The 16,997-nt window shown below is 68.4% G+C and carries 18 protein-coding genes and 1 pseudogene; 10 read left to right on the forward strand and 9 right to left on the reverse strand.

Annotation, left to right across the window (positions count from 1 at the left end):
* Positions 1-17: 17 nt before the first annotated feature.
* A complete protein-coding gene (locus tag NBRGI_RS35295) occupies positions 18-233 on the reverse strand; it encodes a DUF4287 domain-containing protein (RefSeq protein WP_029901507.1) in 216 nt (71 codons plus the stop codon).
* 164 nt (positions 234-397) lie between these two features.
* Positions 398-823, reverse strand: a complete 426-nt coding sequence (locus NBRGI_RS35300) for a DUF4267 domain-containing protein (protein ID WP_029901508.1) — start codon at positions 821-823, stop codon at positions 398-400.
* A 105-nt stretch (positions 824-928) separates the two neighbouring features.
* On the opposite strand from NBRGI_RS35300, the gene NBRGI_RS35305 reads away from it, so the two are divergent.
* Positions 929-1,519, forward strand: a complete 591-nt coding sequence (locus NBRGI_RS35305) for a TetR/AcrR family transcriptional regulator (RefSeq protein WP_029901509.1) — start codon at positions 929-931, stop codon at positions 1,517-1,519.
* 67 nt (positions 1,520-1,586) lie between these two features.
* The gene (locus tag NBRGI_RS35310) at positions 1,587-3,038 is read left to right on the forward strand and encodes a phytoene desaturase family protein (RefSeq protein WP_029901510.1); all 1,452 of its coding nucleotides are present in this window, start codon (positions 1,587-1,589) and stop codon (positions 3,036-3,038) included.
* An 82-nt stretch (positions 3,039-3,120) separates the two neighbouring features.
* On the opposite strand, the pseudogene NBRGI_RS44580 reads toward NBRGI_RS35310, so the two are convergent.
* From NBRGI_RS44580 to NBRGI_RS35345, 7 genes and pseudogenes are all read right to left on the reverse strand, one after another.
* A pseudogene (locus NBRGI_RS44580) lies at positions 3,121-4,031 on the reverse strand (cation diffusion facilitator family transporter).
* A 79-nt stretch (positions 4,032-4,110) separates the two neighbouring features.
* Positions 4,111-5,379: a mannose-6-phosphate isomerase, class I gene (gene manA, locus NBRGI_RS35320; RefSeq protein ID WP_029901511.1), complete on the reverse strand. Its 1,269-nt coding sequence runs from the start codon at positions 5,377-5,379 to the stop codon at positions 4,111-4,113.
* A complete protein-coding gene (locus tag NBRGI_RS35325; protein WP_029901512.1) occupies positions 5,379-6,581 on the reverse strand; it encodes a hypothetical protein in 1,203 nt (400 codons plus the stop codon). The genes manA and NBRGI_RS35325 overlap by 1 nt, the downstream gene beginning before the upstream one ends.
* A 334-nt stretch (positions 6,582-6,915) precedes the next feature.
* Positions 6,916-8,292: a phosphomannomutase/phosphoglucomutase gene (locus NBRGI_RS35330; RefSeq protein WP_029901513.1), complete on the reverse strand. Its 1,377-nt coding sequence runs from the start codon at positions 8,290-8,292 to the stop codon at positions 6,916-6,918.
* Between the two features lie 52 nt (positions 8,293-8,344).
* Positions 8,345-8,725 carry a DUF3499 domain-containing protein gene (locus NBRGI_RS35335; protein ID WP_041563073.1) on the reverse strand — a complete coding sequence of 127 codons (381 nt, stop codon included), beginning with the start codon at positions 8,723-8,725 and terminating at the stop codon, positions 8,345-8,347.
* Between the two features lie 140 nt (positions 8,726-8,865).
* Positions 8,866-9,345, reverse strand: coding sequence for a metallopeptidase family protein (locus NBRGI_RS35340; protein ID WP_162836687.1), 480 nt, complete (start codon positions 9,343-9,345; stop codon positions 8,866-8,868).
* Between the two features lie 201 nt (positions 9,346-9,546).
* Positions 9,547-9,780, reverse strand: coding sequence for a WhiB family transcriptional regulator (locus tag NBRGI_RS35345; RefSeq protein WP_029901515.1), 234 nt, complete (start codon positions 9,778-9,780; stop codon positions 9,547-9,549).
* Between the two features lie 522 nt (positions 9,781-10,302).
* On the opposite strand from NBRGI_RS35345, the gene cofD reads away from it, so the two are divergent.
* The 8 genes from cofD to NBRGI_RS35385 all read left to right on the forward strand — a co-directional run.
* Entirely contained in the window at positions 10,303-11,301 is a 999-nt protein-coding gene (gene cofD, locus NBRGI_RS35350) for a 2-phospho-L-lactate transferase (protein ID WP_051728272.1), read from the forward strand.
* Positions 11,298-12,653: a coenzyme F420-0:L-glutamate ligase gene (locus NBRGI_RS35355; protein ID WP_029901517.1), complete on the forward strand. Its 1,356-nt coding sequence runs from the start codon at positions 11,298-11,300 to the stop codon at positions 12,651-12,653. Before cofD ends, NBRGI_RS35355 begins: the two co-directional genes overlap by 4 nt.
* A gap of 13 nt (positions 12,654-12,666) precedes the next feature.
* On the forward strand, positions 12,667-13,185 hold the full coding sequence (locus NBRGI_RS35360) for an NUDIX hydrolase (protein ID WP_014987827.1): 519 nt from the start codon (positions 12,667-12,669) through the stop codon (positions 13,183-13,185).
* 183 nt (positions 13,186-13,368) lie between these two features.
* On the forward strand, positions 13,369-14,616 hold the full coding sequence (locus NBRGI_RS35365) for an alkane 1-monooxygenase (protein WP_029901518.1): 1,248 nt from the start codon (positions 13,369-13,371) through the stop codon (positions 14,614-14,616).
* Positions 14,616-14,789 (forward strand): rubredoxin, encoded by a 174-nt coding sequence (locus NBRGI_RS35370; protein WP_029901519.1) that lies wholly within the window; start codon positions 14,616-14,618, stop codon positions 14,787-14,789. Before NBRGI_RS35365 ends, NBRGI_RS35370 begins: the two co-directional genes overlap by 1 nt.
* Positions 14,790-14,815: 26 nt before the next feature.
* Positions 14,816-15,019 carry a rubredoxin gene (locus NBRGI_RS35375; protein WP_029901520.1) on the forward strand — a complete coding sequence of 68 codons (204 nt, stop codon included), beginning with the start codon at positions 14,816-14,818 and terminating at the stop codon, positions 15,017-15,019.
* A 40-nt stretch (positions 15,020-15,059) separates the two neighbouring features.
* Positions 15,060-15,680, forward strand: a complete 621-nt coding sequence (locus tag NBRGI_RS35380) for a TetR/AcrR family transcriptional regulator (RefSeq protein ID WP_036562031.1) — start codon at positions 15,060-15,062, stop codon at positions 15,678-15,680.
* A gap of 278 nt (positions 15,681-15,958) precedes the next feature.
* Positions 15,959-16,997 (forward strand): alkane 1-monooxygenase (locus NBRGI_RS35385; RefSeq protein WP_235211208.1); only part of this gene is annotated, 1,039 nt, incomplete at its 3' end.

The following is a 16,997-nucleotide window of genomic DNA, read 5'->3' on the forward strand; positions in this document are numbered from 1 at the left end:
GCTGTTCGGGGGTGGGTTCAGGAGGCCCACTTCGCCGGATTGAGGTGGTACTGGGCGAGCGCGGTGGCGTGGCCGTGGCCCATGGCGTGCTCCGACTTCAGCCATTCGACCAGGGCCTTGTGTGCGGTGATGCCGGAATCGCGGATGGTGCTCAGCCACTCGTCGATGGTGCGGCCGTATTTGGCTTCGATCGAGGGGAAGTAGGACGCGGGGCCGTGCGGCTTGGTTGCCATGGTCTCTCCTGGGCTCGTGCGGTGCTCGAAGGTATGGACGGGGGAGGTCTGCGGAATTCATCGCCGGGCCGTGGATTGTGGTGCTGGTCACCAGGGCGGCGAATGATGTTCTGCGCGAGCACAACAGCCCGGCACCGCGCGGTACCGGGCTGTTGTGCTCGGGGTCAGGCGTTGACGAGTGCGCGCGCCGGGGCCGAGCGGTGCGCGAGCCGGTGCTCACGCAACAGCAGCGCGCCGGTGGCCGCGACGAAGACGGCGGTGAGACCGTGGATGCCGAAGGCCGCCGCCGTGGAACCGTGCCAGCGGAGCACGGTGAGCATGTCGCCGACCGGGACCAGGGCGACGACCAGCGTGACGATGCCGAGCGCGTAACGCTGTTTCATGGCGAGCAGCACCAGGATGAGCACGCCGAACACGGTGTCGCGCACGCCTTTCAGGTTCAGGAACGCGGCCTCCTCGCCGTCGGGCCAGGCGGGCAGGCCGAAGCCGGGGGCGATGACGTCGGGCGTGAACAGGTAGCTGATCCCGATGTAGAGGATGAACGCCGCGCCGGCGAGCGAGAACGCGGTGGCGATGCGGGAGATGGTCATGGCGGGTGACTCCTTGGTGATGCTCTGAATTCTAGCGGCGCTAGGTTATGGAGCGACGATAAGACATCGCGGTCCGCTTTGTCTAGCACTGCTAGGATTTCTTTCGTGAGCCCCCAGACGCGCAAGGAACGTGAAAGAGCCGAACGCCATCAGCGGATCATCGACACCGCGCGCGAGCTGGCGGAAACACAGGGCTGGGAGGCGGTGACGGTGCGCAAGCTGGCCGAACGCATCGAATACAGCCAGCCCGTCCTATACAGCCACTTCGCGGGCAAGTCGGCGATCGTGGCCGCGGTCGCCGAGCAGGGCATCATCGACCTGACCGGCGAGATGCGCCGCGCCCATGCCGCCGCCGCGGGCCCCGCCGACGCGATGGCCCGGGTGGCCCGCGCGTACCTGGATTTCGCGGCCGCCCACCCGGCCCGCTACGACGCCATGTTCTCGATGAACATCGATCTGGTCTTCGGCCTGGACGCCCCGCAGCCGCTCAAGGACGCGTTCGCCGAACTGGAGGCGATGTTCCGCCCGTTCGTCGGCGAGGCCGAACTCGGCGCCCGCACCGAGGTGGCCTGGAGCGCGATCCACGGTCTGGCGACGCTGGATCGCGGCCACCGGCTGCGGCCGGAGCTGCGGGACCAGCGGCTCGAGATCCTCGTCGCGGAATGGCTGAGCGCGGTGGGCGCCGATTCGGCGTAGCCGAGTGCAACGGTGTGCCGGAACACGATTCCGTGCGCCCGATTCCCGGGCCGGTAGCGTGGGAGGTATGCCTGATGTTGTGGTAGTCGGCTCCGGACCCAACGGACTCGCCGCCGCGGTGATCCTGGCGAAAGCCGGGCTCACGGTGGAGGTGTACGAGGCGGAGGACGTCGCGGGCGGCGGATCGCGCACGGCGGAACTGACCCTGCCGGGCTTCTGGCACGACATCTGTGCCGGCGCGCATCCGATGGCGTTGGCGTCACCGTTCTTTCGCGCGTTCGACCTCGCGGCGCACGGCGTCGAGCTGCTCGTCCCGGAGGCGTCCTACGCGCACCCCATGGACGGCGGCACGGCGGGCATCGCGTGGCGCGATCTCGACCGCACCGCCGCGGGCCTGGGCCGGGACGGCCAGGCCTGGCGAAAGCTGTTCGGGCCCTTGGTCGAAAACTGGGACTCGGTCGTCGACCTGGCGATGTCGGACCTGCGCCGCCTGCCGAAGGATCTGCGCACCGCGACCCGTTTCGGCCTGCGCACCCTGGAACAGGGAACGCCGTTGTGGAACATCAGGTTTCACGAGGAGACCGCCGCCGCGCTGCTGACCGGCGTGGCCACACACGCCATCACGCCGCCGCGCGCCATCCCCGCCGCGGGCGCCGGGCTGATGCTCGGCACCCTGGCGCACGCCGGTGGCTGGGCGATCCCGCGCGGCGGCAGCCAGGCGATTCCCGATGCGCTCAGCGCCGAACTCGAACGCCTCGGCGGCCGGGTGCACACCAAGACCCGCATCGACTCGCTCGGCGAGTTCGACAGCGCCCGCGCCGTGCTGCTCGACCTCGCACCCGCCGAGCTGATCCGGCTCGCCGGACATCGATTGCCGGACCGCTATGTGCAGCGGCTGAACAAGTTTCGCTACGGTGGCGCCGCGTGCAAGGTCGACTTCGCGCTCTCCGGGCCGGTGCCCTGGCAGGCGGACGGGATGGCGCAGGCGGGCACCGCGCACCTGATCGGCACGCGGGCCGAGGCGATGGCCGCCGAACGCGCAGTGGCCGCCGGGCAGCACGCGGCACGGCCCTATGTGCTGTCCATCCAGCCCGGTGTGGTCGATCCGTCCCGCGCCCCCGCCGGACAGCACACCTTCTACACCTACGCGCACGTGCCGAACGGGTCCACGCGGGACGTCAGCGAGACGGTGATCGCGCAGGTCGAACGCTTCGCGCCCGGCTTCCGCGACCTGATCCTGGCCAAGCACGTCTACACCGCGGCCGAGATGCCGTCGCACAACGCGAATTACGTCGGCGGCGATATCTCGGCGGGCGCGATGACGCTGCGCCAGTTCGCCTTCCGTCCGATCGCCGGCTGGAACCCTTACGCGACACCGCTTCCCGGCGTTTACCTGTGTTCCGGGTCGACGCCGCCCGGCCCCGGTGTGCATGGCATGTCCGGCGTGTACGCCGCCCGGCACGCGCTGCGGCAGCGCTTCGGCATCACCACCGACCCGCTGGAGCTGGTCCGGTCCTGACCCACGCACCGGTTCCGCGTTCCGGCACCTGATATGGCCCGCCACAGCGGGTGCGTGAACCCGAAACCGGGGCGGGAACTGCTCAGGAGCGGTACAGATCCGGTTCGAGGTACATGACGCGGGCGGCGGGCACCGCGGCGCGGACGCGGGCCTCGGCGTCATCGATGGCCGCGGCGAGCTGGGCGACATCCAGGCCGGGCGCCGCACCGACCTTGGCGGCGACCAAAAGCTCTTCGGGGCCGAGGTATTGGGACTTGAGGTGGATCACGCGGTCGATGCGGGTGCCGTCGACCAGGTTCTCCCGGATCAGCCGGTCTTCCTCCGGCGTGGCCCCCTCACCGATGAGCAGGCTCTGCATCTCGATGATCAGGATGACGGCGATGACGCCGAGCAGCAGGCCGATGGCCAGCGTGCCGATGCCATCCCAGACGGGGTTGCCGGTGACCATCGTCAGCCCGACGCCGATGAACGCGAAGATCAGGCCCACCAGCGCGCCGGTGTCCTCCAGCAGCACCACCGGCAGTTCCGGCTGCGCGACGTGCGGATGAACCGCCACCAGCTCGCACTACCCTTGAGCGGCTTGGATTCCCGGATCGCGGTCGTGAAGCTGTAGGTCTCCAGCCCGATGGCGATCAACAGGATGACGATCGCGACGATCGGCGAGGTCAGATCCTCCGGATGCTGGATCTTGTGGATGCCCTCGTAGACGGCGTAGATGGAGCCGATGGTGAACAGCACCAGCGCCACGATGAACGAGTAGAAGTAGCGGTTGCGTCCGTAACCGAACGGATGCAGCTCGTCGGCTTCCTGCTCGGCCCGCCGCTGGCCGAGCAGCAGCAGGCCCTGGTTGGACGTGTCGGCCACCGAGTGCACCGCTTCGGCGAGCATCGACGCGGAACCGGTGATCGCCGCACCGATGAACTTCGCGACGGCGATGCCCGCGTTCGCCGTCAACGCGGCGAGGATCGCCTTCTTGCCACCACCAGCCGACATGCCCTGGACGCCCTTTCTCGAATTGCCCGATCCTGGCTAACTTAGCGTGTCGCGGCCGTCGCAGACCCGATGCCCGGGTTTATCCGCGGTGCTGATCGGTCCCGGTCAGCGTGGCGGGCAGACCCGCGGCGCCCACCCCGCCGACGCACGCGCAGAACAGCTGCGCGTCGCCGTCGGGCGCCTGGGCGCGAATGTCGGTGTCGGTGGCCGAGATCCATGCCGCGGCACCGCGCTGCAACGCCAATTCGGTGGTGCCCTGCAGCAAGCGGACCGAACCGGCGGTGCACAGCACGATGCCGGGCCCGGCCGCGGTGAGCGGCACCTGGCCGGAACCGGCGACGAGATCGAAACGGCGCAGCGCGAACTCCGGCGCGGGCGTCGCGTAGCGCACCGAGCCGTCACCGGCGGGCTCGGGCAGCACGACCGGCAGGTCGATCGGCTCGAAATCCAGCACCCGCAACAGTTCCGGCACATCGACATGCTTGGGGGTGAGCCCGCCGCGCAACACGTTGTCGGAGTTGGCCATGATCTCCACGCCGAGCCCACGCAGGTAGGCGTGCAGATTGCCGGCGGCGAGGAACAGGCCCTGACCCGGCTCCAGGGTCAGCCGGTTCAACAGCAGCGCCGCGAGCACGCCCGCGTCCCCGGGGTAGGCCTCGGCCAGCTCCAGCGCGGTGCGGGCTTCGGCGGTGAACTCGCGCTTGCCTTTTCCGGACAGGTATCGCACACAGCCGTCCAGTACCGCGGGCAGCAGGGTGGCCAGCACCGGCTGCGGCAGCGTGATCCAGGTGGTGAACAGGGTGCGCAGCCCGTCCGAGTCCGGCTGCGCGGCAAGCAGGTTCGCGTAGGACTCCAGGCCCGGCACCTGCAGCGCGCGCAGCAGCTCCACGGTGCGATGCGGGTCGCGGAAACCGGCCAGCGCCTCGAACCGGTCCAGTGCCACCACCAGTTCGGGCTTGTGGTTGTCGTCGCGGTAGTTGCGCATCGGTGAGTCCAGCGCCACGTTGGTCCGGTTCTCCCGCTCGAAGCCCGCCCGCGCCTGCGCCGCACTCGGATGCGCCTGCAGCGAGAGCGGCTCCTCGGCGGCCAGGATCTTGAGCAGGAACGGCAGCTTGCCGCCGAATTCCGCGGCGGCGGGGCCGAGTTCACAGATCGGGTCGGCCGCGACGTAGTCCAGCAGCGACGTGGTGTGATCCGCGATCCGCACGTGCGCGGGATCGGCGGGATGCGCGCCGAACCAGAGTTCGGCTTCGGGGTGGGCGGACGGTACCGGTCGGCCGCACAACTGAGCGAGCGCGGTGCGCGAGCCCCAGGCGTACGAGCGCAGCGCACCAACGAGTTCGTGCACTAGTAGCTGCCCCCGAACTGCCCTTGGCTTTCGGTCGCGGTGCCGCGAGTTCCGATCAGCCGTAGGTATGCGGCGGCCATTTCCAGCCGCAACGCGAGCACGGCGAGCTGTTCCACCTCGCCGCCCGCGCCGGGCGCGGGTTCCTCGGGGCGGGGCGGTGCGGGCACGGACGGATCGGTGAGGCCGGTGTGCAGCAGATCGACATCGGCGTTCACCAGATCGGCGTCGACCAGGCCCGCCTCGCTGCCGCCGAACACCGCGATCCGGCGGCGCGCGGCGGATTGGTCGGCGTCGGTGCTGAGCACGAACACCCGCATGCGTTCCACCTGCACGGGGCCGTCGAGTTCTTCGTCGTGGAAGAGCGGGTCGTAGCCGGGCGCGGATTCGCCTGCGGCCTCGGTCATCCGGGCTCTGGCGGCAACGGCCTCGGCCAGATCCACCGCGGTGGCGACCCGGCCCGCCGACTGCAGCAGCACCTCGGCGCCGTGCTCGGCCAGTTGGGCCGCGGCGGGGGAGTCGCCGGTCAGCACCACGCCGCGCTGATGCATGCGGGCGGCGAGGGTTTTGGCCGGATTACGGAAGACCTCGTTGGCCGGACCGTCGCGCAGCGCCTCCGCGTCGAGGATGTCGGCGAGCGCGGTGAGGTCGGGCACGAGCGTCGCGCTGCGGCCGGGGTCGACGATCTGCAATACGGCGATGCCCGCCGCGACGAACCGCAGCAGCCGGTTGTGGTCCAGCACCGGCACCCGGGGTGCGAGCACGGCGGCCCGGCCGGCCGCGACGGCGCGCATGGGGCCTTCGATGGGGGTCGCGACGACCACCTCGGCGCCGCGGCGCAGCGCGCGGTCCACCGCGTCGGTCAGGCGCGGATCGCCGGCGTCGTCGCCGGTGACGAGGACGACGTCGAGCGGACCGACCCAGGGCGGCAGCGCGGCGACCGGCACCACGGGCAGACCCGCGCGGTCACCGAGCGCGGCGACCAGCAGGCTCGCGGCCCGCGCGGCCCGGCCTGCGCCGGAGACGAGCACCACGCTGCGTGGTCGCAGACCGGCGAGGCGGGCCAGGGCGTCCTCGCCGACGGCGGCTGCCGTGGCCCGGACCTGAGCTCCGCCGGAGGCCGCCGAACGCAGGGCGCCCGCCGTATCGGCTGCCTCGAGTGAAGCGGCATCGTCGAGGTCGAGCACCGGTGTTCCAGCGATCATCGGGCGTCCCACCTCCCCTCATCGCGCTGAGTCGTTTCCGCCCTTGCTCCCACCCGGGTCAGCTGCCACGCCGGGCCCGAGCCGGGTGAATCCAGGGCCTGTGATTCCACTATTCCAGTCGGGAGCGGTCGATGCTCGGGTTCCCGGTCCCGGGCCGAGCCGTCGGCTCCCCCGATCGCTGAATCCTGAGCTTGTGATTTCATCCGCCCTGATTCCACTATTCCAGTCAGGACCGGACGATGCGCAGGATCTCGGCGTCGGGTACAGCCGTCTACTTCCCCGTTCGCTGAATCCTGAGCTTGTGGTTTCATCCGCCCTGATTCCACTATTCCAGTCAGGACCGGACGATGCGCAGGATCTCGGTCACGAGTGCGTCTACTTCCTCCGGCGATCTGGCCTCGACGTTGAGCCGCAGCAGCGGCTCGGTGTTGGACGCGCGCAGATTGAACCAGGCGTCGTCGGCGAGTTGCACGGTGACCCCGTCGAGCCGGTCCACCGAGACCGTCCGGCTCGCGAAAGCCTCCACCACCGCCAAGGTCCGCTCCTGCGCGTCCGCCACTGTGGAATTGATCTCTCCCGAGGCCGCGTACGTTTCGTAGGCCGCCATCAGTTCCGACACCGGCCGGTCCTGTTCGCCGAGCGCGGCCAGCACATGCAGCGCGGCGAGCATGCCGGAGTCGGCGCCCCAGAAGTCGCGGAAGTAGTAGTGCGCCGAATGTTCGCCGCCGAACACCGCGCCGGTCGAGGCCATCTGCTGCTTGATGAACGAGTGGCCGACCCGGGTGCGGACCGGGGTGCCGCCGAGTTCGGTGACCAGTTCGGGCACCGCGCGCGAGGTGATCAGGTTGTGGATGATGACCCCGCCCGGCTCCTTCGCCAGTTCGCGCTCGGCGACCAGCGCGGTGATCGCCGACGGCGAGACCGGGTCGCCCTGCTCGTCCACCACGAAGCAGCGGTCCGCGTCGCCGTCGAAGGCGAGGCCGATATCGGCGCCCGACTTGACCACCAGATCCTGCAGATCGACCAGGTTCTTGGGGTCGAGCGGATTGGCCTCGTGGTTCGGGAAGGACCCGTCCAGTTCGAAGTACAGCGGAACGATCGTCACCTGCGGCAGCGTGCGGAACACCGCGGGCACCGTGTGCCCGCCCATGCCGTTGCCCGCGTCCACCGCGATGGTGAGCGGGCGGACCGCACCGAGATCGACCAGGCCGCGCAGGAACGCCGCGTAGTCGTCGAGCAGGTCCACCTTGGTTTCGGTGCCGTGCGGGCCGTCGTAGGCGGGCACGCCCGCGGCGACCTCGTCCTTGATCGTGGCCAAGCCCGTGTCCTGGCCTACCGGAAGGGCTTTGGCGCGGCACATCTTGATGCCGTTGTAGCGGGCCGGGTTGTGGCTCGCGGTGAACATCGCGCCGGGGCAGTCCAGCCGGCCGGAGGCGAAGTACAGCTGATCGGTGGAGGCCAGGCCGATGTGCACCACGTCGAGGCCCTGGGCGAGCACGCCGTCGGCGAAGGCCTGCGACAGCGCGGGGGAGGATTCACGCATGTCATGGCCGATCACGGCCCGCTGCGCACCTTCCGCGCGCATCAGCCGGGCGAACGAAGCGCCGATGTCCCTGACGAATTCGGCATCGATCTGTTCGCCGACCACACCGCGAACGTCGTATGCCTTGATCACCGCGTTGACGAACTCGGCAGAGCGGGCGACAGTCATGCCCTTCACCCTAGTGCCCCCGTGGCGACGGCTTGACTCGGTCCTGGTTTGTTCAGGACGGCGGGTCGGGCAGTACCCGGAGGTGGCCGCGGCGACCGGTGCGGGTGGTGCGCTGCGGCGGCGGCGCGTAGTCGCGGTAGCCGCGCTGATCCGGTTCCGGCGGGCGGCGACGCAGGCCTGCTTCGCGAACGGCTTCGGCGAGCGCGGTCAGATCGTCGTCATCCGGTGTGCTGGAGGAAAATCCGCCCTCGTGCCGAACCATCTCCCAGCCCTTCGGAGCGGTGATCCGGGAGCCGTGGGTTTCGCAGAGATCCCAGGAGTGCGGTTCGGCGACGGTGGCGAGCGGGCCGACCACGGCCGTCGAGTCCGAGTACACATAGGTGAGCGTCGCGACGGCCGGATTCTTGCAACCTGGACGGCAGCAACGACGCATGGGGATCACGCCGATGAGAGTAACCCTCCTGGCGCCCCGATGTGGACAGACACGCTCAGGAATCGGGCAAATACTGGCCCACGCCGGGGAGTGTCGCGCAACGACATTCGTTGCCGCGTCGGCGCCGGCTGGGTGTGTTCCTACTCGGGTTCCGGATCGATCACGTCCGGGTCCACGCCGAGGTAGGTGGCGATCTGCTGGACCAGCACCTCGCGCAGCAGGTCGACCAGGTCGTCGGGGTCGCTGGCGCGCAGTTCGAGCGGTTTGCGGAACAGCACCACCCGCGCGCGGGTGGCCGCGCCGTGCCGGTCGACACCGGCCGGGATGAGCCGGGACAGCGGCACCGGTCCGTCGGCGACCACCTCGTCCGGCCAGGTGACCGAATCGGGGTGCAGCGGACGGATTTTCGGCACGTCGTCGACGGCGATATCGAGCTTGGTGAGCCGGTCGTGCCAGCGCGTGTCCAGCGGCGCGAACGCCTCGAGCACCAGCCGATCGAACTTCTGTCCCCGGGTGCGCCAAGCGGGCACGGTGGGCGGCAACATCGGCCCGCGTACCCCGCGACCACGGCGGATGACCGACCGTGCGGTCGGTGGACGACGATTCCGGGAACGTGCCATGGGATAAAACTAGCCAGCGCGCTCGGTGCCCGCGCACCCAGTGCGGTCCGCGCAGGTGGCGGCGCGTGCCGCCGGGGTCTCGGGCGGCCTGCCGCTGCGGTTGGGGGCTACCCCCGGAGCTACCCGTGTCGAAGCGAGATCCGTTGTCGCCGTGGCGAGTTCTCGCGTTCGGATAACTCGGGGGTCATCCCGAGGGGCGAACTAGCCGATGCCGCGCTTCAGGCGGCGGCGCTCCCGCTCGGAGAGGCCGCCCCAGATGCCGAAACGCTCATCGTGGGCGAGTGCGTATTCCAGGCACTCGTCACGTACCTCGCAGCCCATGCAGATCCGCTTCGCCTCGCGAGTCGAGCCCCCCTTCTCTGGGAAGAACGCCTCCGGATCGGTCTGTGCGCACAGGGCGCGCTCTTGCCACTGCTCTTCGATAGATTCGAACATCTCGTCGAAGCCCGTGACGACCAGGCTGAGCCGGGGCGGCGAGACTTCGTCGCCCGAGTCGAGCCGGGACGTCGAGACTTCGTCACCCCCCTCGTGATCCTTCCAGCCGTTTTCTGCGCAGACGCCACGTGCTGCGCCTGCTGTGGAATCGGTCGGCGAGACCATCTCGTTGGCCATCGCTCCGCCTCCTCACTGTGTGTTAGCGCAGAATGATTCGTTCCGTCGGACCAACACGCCTACCGACGGCCATACCCCGCGACGTTGTCCCGCGGACGTCCCCGAGCTCGTCATCCCGATGCGAACATCTGTTCGAAAAGCCGTTCGCGCCTTGAACTCTCGCGCGAACCCGAAATGACATGACTGTGATTAGACACGCCGGACGTGTCGATGGTCAAGCGGCCGTCGCTATTCCGTTACTATCCGCGGACGCCTTCCAAGATGATCTTGAGGCGGAGTAGGGCAAATGACCAGCAAATATCCGATGCACATCGCCCGCTCCGGCAACGCATAGGCTGTGCGGATGTGACTGTTCATCAAGCGGATGCCGAGCCCGTAACCGGGCCGCGGATTGCCGTTCTCGTCGGTGGTGTCGGTGGTGCGCGTTTCCTCCAGGGGGTCCGGGAACTGCTGCCCGAAGCCGATGTCAGCGCGATCGTGAATGTCGGTGACGACGTCTGGATGCACGGCCTCCGGATCTGCCCCGACCTCGATACCTGCATGTACACCCTCGGTGGCGGCATCGATACCGAGCGCGGCTGGGGCCGGGTCGGCGAAACCTGGCACGCCAAGGAAGAGCTGGCGAAATACCATGCGCAGCCGGACTGGTTCGGACTCGGGGATCGCGATATCGCCACCCATCTGGTGCGCACCGAGATGCTGCGCGCGGGGTACCCGCTCTCCGCGGTCACCGAGGCGCTCTGCAACCGGTGGCAGCCGGGCGTGAAGCTGATCCCGGCGACCGACGATCGGTGTGAAACGCACGTGGTTGTGAGTGACCCGGACAACCCTGGCGAACGTCGCGCGATCCATTTCCAAGAGTGGTGGGTTCGGTACCGCGCGAACATCGAGACCCATGGATTCGCCACAATCGGGGCCGAAGAGTCCAAACCGGCGCCGAATGTGACCGAGATCATAGAGTCCGCGGATGTGGTCTTGCTCGCTCCGTCGAACCCGGTGGTGAGCATCGGCGCCATCCTCGCGGTGCCCGGTATTCGCGGCGCGCTGCGCACCACCACCGCCAAGGTGATCGGCGTGTCCGGCGTGATCGACGGAAAACCGTTGCGCGGGATGGCCGATGAATGTCTGTCGGTGATCGGGGTGCAGACCACTGCGGAAGCGATCGGCCGCTACTACGGCGCCCGCTCGGCCACCGGCATCCTGGACGGCTGGCTGATCCACTCCACCGACACCGCCGACGTGCCCGGTGTCGAGGTGCGCAGCGTGCCGCTGCTGATGACCGATCCGCCCACCACCGCGGAGATGGTGCGTGAGGCGCTCGACCTGGCGGGAGTGAAACCGTGACCGAGGCGAACATCGTGACCGACCACGCGGCCGGGGAACTGCGCATCCTGCCGATCACCGGCTTGCCCGAGTTCCGGCCCGGCGACGATCTGGCCGAGCACATCGCCGCCCGTGCGTCGTGGCTGGCCGACGGCGACGTGCTGGTGGTCACCAGCAAGATCGTCGCCAAGGCCGAGGGCCGCATCGTCGAGGCGCCGCTCGATCCGGAGGAGCGCGACGCCGCGCGCCGCGAGCTGGTCGAACAGGAGGCCGTGCGAGTGCTGGCGCGCAAGGGCCGCACCCTGATCACCGAGAACAAGCTCGGCATCGTGCAGGCCGCCTCCGGCATCGACGGCTCCAACGTGGAACAGGGTGAATTGGTCCTGCTGCCGGCCGATCCCGACGCGAGCGCGCGGGTGCTGCGCGCCGAGCTGGCGCAGCGGCTGGGTGTGCAGGTGGCCGTGGTCATCACCGACACCATGGGCCGGGCCTGGCGCAGCGGGCAGATCGACACTGCGATCGGCTCCGCCGGCCTGCGGGTGCTGCACGACTACGCGGGCGCCGTCGACGGGCAGGGCAACGAACTCCAGGTGACCCAGGTGGCCGTCGCCGACGAACTGGCCGCCGCGGCCGACCTGGTGAAGGGCAAGCTCGGCGGGGTGCCGGTGGCGGTGGTGCGCGGATTGCCGATCACCGACGACGGTTCGACCGCCGCCGACCTGCTGCGCGGCGGCACCGACGACCTGTTCTGGCTCGGCACCGCCGAGGCGATCGACCGGGGTCGCCGCGAGGCGGTGCTGCTGCGCCGCTCGGTGCGCCAGTTCGCCGATGCGCCGGTCGATCCGGATCGAGTCCGTGCCGCGGTGTCCGTCGCGCTCACCGCGCCGGCCCCGCACCACACCCGGCCGGTGCGGTTCGTCTGGCTGCGCGACGCGCAGTTGCGGACGCGGCTGCTCGACGCCATGGCGGACAAGTGGCGGGCCGACCTCACCGGCGACGGTCTGGAGCCGGACCGGGTGGAGCGCCGGATCGCGCGCGGCGACATTCTGCGCGGTGCGCCCGAGGTGATCATTCCGTTCTGCGTGCCCGACGGCGCACACGACTATCCGGACGAGCGACGCCGGGCCAACGAGCGCACCATGTTCACGGTCGCGGTCGGCGCCGCGGTGCAGGGCCTGCTCGTCGCGCTGGCGACCGAGGGGCTCGGCAGCTGCTGGATCGGCTCGACGATCTTCGCCCCGGAGGTCACCCGGGAGGTGCTCGGACTGGCGGACGACTGGAACCCGTTGGGTGCCATCGCCATCGGTCACCCGCTCGAGGAACTGACGCCGCGTCCGGTGCGCGGCAACGATTTCGGGCTGGTCGAGCTGTGAGGCAGGGGCACCGGTGACCGCCGGTTCGTTGCATGCCTCGGCGACCGCGCTGCTCGAATCATGGTCGCCCGCCGCCGGTTCCGACCAGTCGCTGCGCGAAGCGATGCTCGCCTTCCTCGGTGCGGCGCCGCGCGGGTGCCTGCGCGAGCACGCGCCGGGCCACATCACCGCCTCGGCGGTGGTGTTCTCCCACGACGAGCGCGAGGTACTGCTGACCCTGCATCCGCGGGTGGGCAGCTGGATCCAGCTCGGCGGGCACTGCGAGGAGTCGGACGAGACCGTCGCGGGCGCGGCGCTGCGCGAAGCCACCGAGGAATCCGGCATCGCCGGGCTGCGGATGGAGCCGCAGCTGTACGGCGCGCAGGCGCATCCGATCACCTGTTCGCTCGGCCGGCCCACGCGGCACCTGGACCTGCTGTTCCGGATCACCGCCCCGGCGGGCGCGGTGCCGGTGCGCAGCGCGGAGTCCACGGACCTGCGCTGGTGGCCGGTGGACGCACTCCCGGACAACGCCGACGTGCTGTTGCGGTAACCACCCCTCGACGCACCGACGCCCCGGTCAGGCCACGCCTGACCGGGGCGTTCGCGTTGTCGGCGCGTCCTCGCTTTACAAATTTGCCGATTTGTATAGACAGACGACAAATCGATCTCTAGTGTCCATAACAGAGGTAACGCACGTCACACGTGGCGTGCCGCTTTTGGATTGGAGACAACGATGTCGACAGCAGCCGACACGTCCGCGCAGCCGGCGGCGACGCCGGACTGGCGCGACCGCAAGCGCTATATGTGGCTGTGGGGCCTGTTCGCGCCCACCGGCCTGTTCACCATCGGGATCCCGGTGATCCTCGCCCTCAACGCGCTCGGCTGGCATCGGCTGGCGCAGGTGCCGTTCTGGCTCGGCCCGATCCTGGTGTATGTGCTGATTCCGTTGGCGGACATATTCTTCGGGCCCGACGGCGATAATCCGCCGGACGAGGTGATGGAGTATCTGGAGCACGACAGGTACTACCGCTACCTCACCTATCTGTATCTGCCGTTCCAATACGCGACGCTGCTCATGGCCTGCTACCTGATCACCGCGGACGAGGTGAGCTGGCTCGGTTTCGACGGCGGCCTGCACGTGGTCGACAAGATCGGCCTCGCGATCACGGTGGGCATGATCGGCGGCATCGGCATCAACACCGCGCACGAATTGGGCCACAAGAAGGTGCACCTGGAGCGCTGGCTGTCGAGAATCGCACTGGCGCAATCGTTCTACGGTCACTTCTATATCGAGCACAACCGCGGTCATCATGTGCGCGTCGCGACCCCCGAGGATCCGGCGAGTTCCCGTGTGGGCGAGACATTCTGGGCTTTCTGGCCGCGCACCGTGTGGGGCAGCCTGACCTCGGCGTGGCGGTTGGAGAAGATCCGGCTGCAGCGACTGGAGAAGAAGCCGTGGAGCCTGAAGAACGAGGTGCTGAGCGCGTGGCTGATGTCGGCGGCGCTCTACCTCGTGCTCGTCGCGGTGTTCGGCCTGCAACTGCTGCCGTATCTGGTGTTGCAGGCGGTGGTGGGGTTCAGCCTGCTGGAGGCGGTCAACTACCTCGAGCACTACGGGCTGGTCCGGCAGCGGACCGCGTCGGGACGATACGAGCGGCCCGCGCCGGTGCACAGCTGGAACAGCGACCACATCGTGACCAACATCTTTCTGTACCACCTGCAGCGCCACAGTGACCATCACGCCTATCCGACCCGGCGCTATCAGACCCTGCGCAGCTGGGACGGCGCGCCGAACCTGCCCAGCGGCTATGCCAGCATGATCCTGCTCGCCTATTTCCCGCCGCTGTGGCGGCGGGTGATGGACAAGCGCGTCCTCGCGCACTATGACGGCGACATCACCCGTGCGAATATCCAACCGGGCAAGCGGGACAAGGTGATTGCCCGTTACGGTACCGAGCTGCGGGCCGACGGGGTGGCCTGATGAACCTGTTCCGTTGTCCCGTTTGCGAATACGTATACGACGAGGCGAAAGGCGATCCGCACGAAGGATTTCCCGCGGGCACCCGGTGGGACGTGATTCCGGACGACTGGTGCTGCCCGGACTGCGGGGTGCGGGAAAAGATCGATTTCGAACAGGTGGGAGCGGCCAAATGAATACTGATGCATCGCGAAGCGATTCCGTGAGGGGTGGCGGTCGGGCGACGGGTGGGCACAGACTTTTTCAGTGCATTCAGTGCGGGTTCGAATACGACGAGGCGAAGGGGTGGCCGGAGGACGGTATCGCGCCCGGCACGCGCTGGGACGATATTCCCGATGACTGGACGTGTCCGGACTGCGGCGCCGCGAAGGCGGACTTCTACATGGTCGAAATAGAGCGGTCGTGACGTTTTGACTGCGGGAACCGCCCGTGACAGTGTCGCGGGTATGGCGCGCACCGGAACTCGCATTCCTTATCAGGAGGCCGCGCGGGAGTTGCTGCGCACGTCGGTCCTCGATGCCATGCGGGAACTGCTCACCGAACGGGATTGGTCCAAGATCACCCTCGGTGACGTGGCGGCCAGGGCGGGCGTCAGCAGGCAGACCCTCTACAACGAGTTCGGTTCCCGCAGCGGTCTCGCGCAGGCGTACGCGCTGCGCCTGGCCGACGATCTGGTCGACCACGTGGACGCGGCCATCACCGGCAATGTCGGTGATGCCCGAGCCGCGTTCCGGGAGGGGATGGGCAACTTCTTCCTCGACGCCGCGGCCGATCCGCTGGTCCGCTCGCTGCTGGCCGGTGAGGTGAAGCTGGATCTGCTGCGGCTCATCACCCTCGACGCCGGGCCGTTGCTCGACCAGGCGACCGCCCGGCTCTCGCTGGCGTTCCAGCAGAGCTGGGTGGCGGCGACCGCGGCCGAATCGGATGTCATCGCGCACGCGCTGGTGCGCATCGCGCTGAGCTACATCCCGACCCCGCCCGGCCCGGGGCGCGACGCGCCGGAGGATTTGAGTGCGTTGCTGAGCCCCTATGTCGAGGCGATTCTCGCGGCCCGAATCGAGCAGTAGTGAACTCGCTCGACGCCGCATATGTTTGCGGAAAGTAAGCCACGCTTCACTAACATATGAGTGGCCTTAAAAACCAACTGTCAGGGTTGTAATCCTCGTCACGTTTCATCCGTCAAGGTCTGCGAAACGGCCGTGCAGTCTGGAACTATTCTCGTACATCGGAGTTAGGGTTCCTATTTAGCGGGAGAAACGTGCAAACGGTTGGCAAACCGCCGGTATCAACTGATCCCAAACGACACTTATGGGTTTTCGGCCTGATCGCTCCACTGAGCGCCCTGTTGCCCTCGCAACTCGTGTTGCAGACCGGGGCAAAGGTGTTCTGGTGGATCGGTCCGATCATCGTGCTGATCGTCATCCCGGTCCTGGACTGGGTTGTCGGCGAGGACGGCACCAATCCGCGCGATGAAGACTACGAGTTGCTGTCCAATGACCGGTATTACCGGTGGTGCACTTATCTGTTCCTGCCCGTGCAGCTGATCGGCTTGCTCATCGCCTGCGCCATGTGGGCGGGTCACGAGTTGAGCGTCGTCGACAAGCTCGGTCTCGCCGCGACGCTCGGATTCGTCAGCGGCATCGGGATCAACGCGGCGCACGAACTGGGTCACCGGGTCGAGAACGCCGAACGCTGGCTGGCCAAAGTGGCGCTGGCGCAGTCGTTCTACGGCCACTTCTTCGTCGAGCACAATCGCGGGCATCACGTGCGGGTCGCCACGCCGGAAGACCCGGCCAGCGGCCGGCTCGGCGAGACCCTCTGGGAGTTCCTGCCGCGCAGCGTGTTCGGCAGCTTCCGCTCGGCCATCGAACTGGAACGGGTGCGTCTGGCGCGCAAGAACCGGCGCTGGTTCAGCGTGCACAACCACATCCTGCAGGCCTGGTCGATGAGCGTGGTGCTGTTCGGCACGCTGATGGCGCTGTTCGGCATCGGCATTCTGCCGTGGCTGATCCTGCAGGCCGTGATCGGCGCCTCGCTGCTGGAGACGGTGAATTACATCGAGCACTACGGACTGCTGCGGGGCAAGCGGCCGAACGGCAATTACGCACGCTGCTCGCCGCGCGACAGCTGGAACAGCGACCGGCTCGTCACCAATATCTTCCTGTTCCATCTGCAGCGGCACAGTGATCATCACGCCAATCCTGGCCGCCGGTACCAGACACTGCGCAGTTCCACGCAGGCGCCGCAGCTGCCGGCCGGATACGCCACGATGATTCTGTTCGCGGTCGTGCCTCCGCTGTGGCGGGCGGTGATGGACCATCGCGTGCTAGAGCACTACGACGGCGACGTCACCCGCGCGAACATCCACCCTCGCAAACGCCGCC

Source organism: Nocardia brasiliensis IFM 10847, assembly GCF_000710915.1.
In the GTDB taxonomy this organism is placed as follows: domain Bacteria; phylum Actinomycetota; class Actinomycetes; order Mycobacteriales; family Mycobacteriaceae; genus Nocardia; species Nocardia brasiliensis_A.

Coding starts and splice junctions, on each gene's coding strand:
- NBRGI_RS35335 (WP_041563073.1), bottom strand. CDS start 8,725: ATGCGTCGTTGCTGCCGTCCAGGTTGCAAGAATCCGGCCGTCGCGACG.
- NBRGI_RS35380 (WP_036562031.1), top strand. CDS start 15,060: ATGGCGCGCACCGGAACTCGCATTCCTTATCAGGAGGCCGCGCGGGAG.
- NBRGI_RS35365 (WP_029901518.1), top strand. CDS start 13,369: ATGTCGACAGCAGCCGACACGTCCGCGCAGCCGGCGGCGACGCCGGAC.
- NBRGI_RS35295 (WP_029901507.1), bottom strand. CDS start 233: ATGGCAACCAAGCCGCACGGCCCCGCGTCCTACTTCCCCTCGATCGAA.
- NBRGI_RS35310 (WP_029901510.1), top strand. CDS start 1,587: ATGCCTGATGTTGTGGTAGTCGGCTCCGGACCCAACGGACTCGCCGCC.
- NBRGI_RS35340 (WP_162836687.1), bottom strand. CDS start 9,345: ATGGCACGTTCCCGGAATCGTCGTCCACCGACCGCACGGTCGGTCATC.
- NBRGI_RS35325 (WP_029901512.1), bottom strand. CDS start 6,581: ATGATCGCTGGAACACCGGTGCTCGACCTCGACGATGCCGCTTCACTC.
- NBRGI_RS35330 (WP_029901513.1), bottom strand. CDS start 8,292: ATGACTGTCGCCCGCTCTGCCGAGTTCGTCAACGCGGTGATCAAGGCA.
- NBRGI_RS35345 (WP_029901515.1), bottom strand. CDS start 9,780: ATGTTCGAATCTATCGAAGAGCAGTGGCAAGAGCGCGCCCTGTGCGCA.
- NBRGI_RS35300 (WP_029901508.1), bottom strand. CDS start 823: ATGACCATCTCCCGCATCGCCACCGCGTTCTCGCTCGCCGGCGCGGCG.
- NBRGI_RS35370 (WP_029901519.1), top strand. CDS start 14,616: ATGAACCTGTTCCGTTGTCCCGTTTGCGAATACGTATACGACGAGGCG.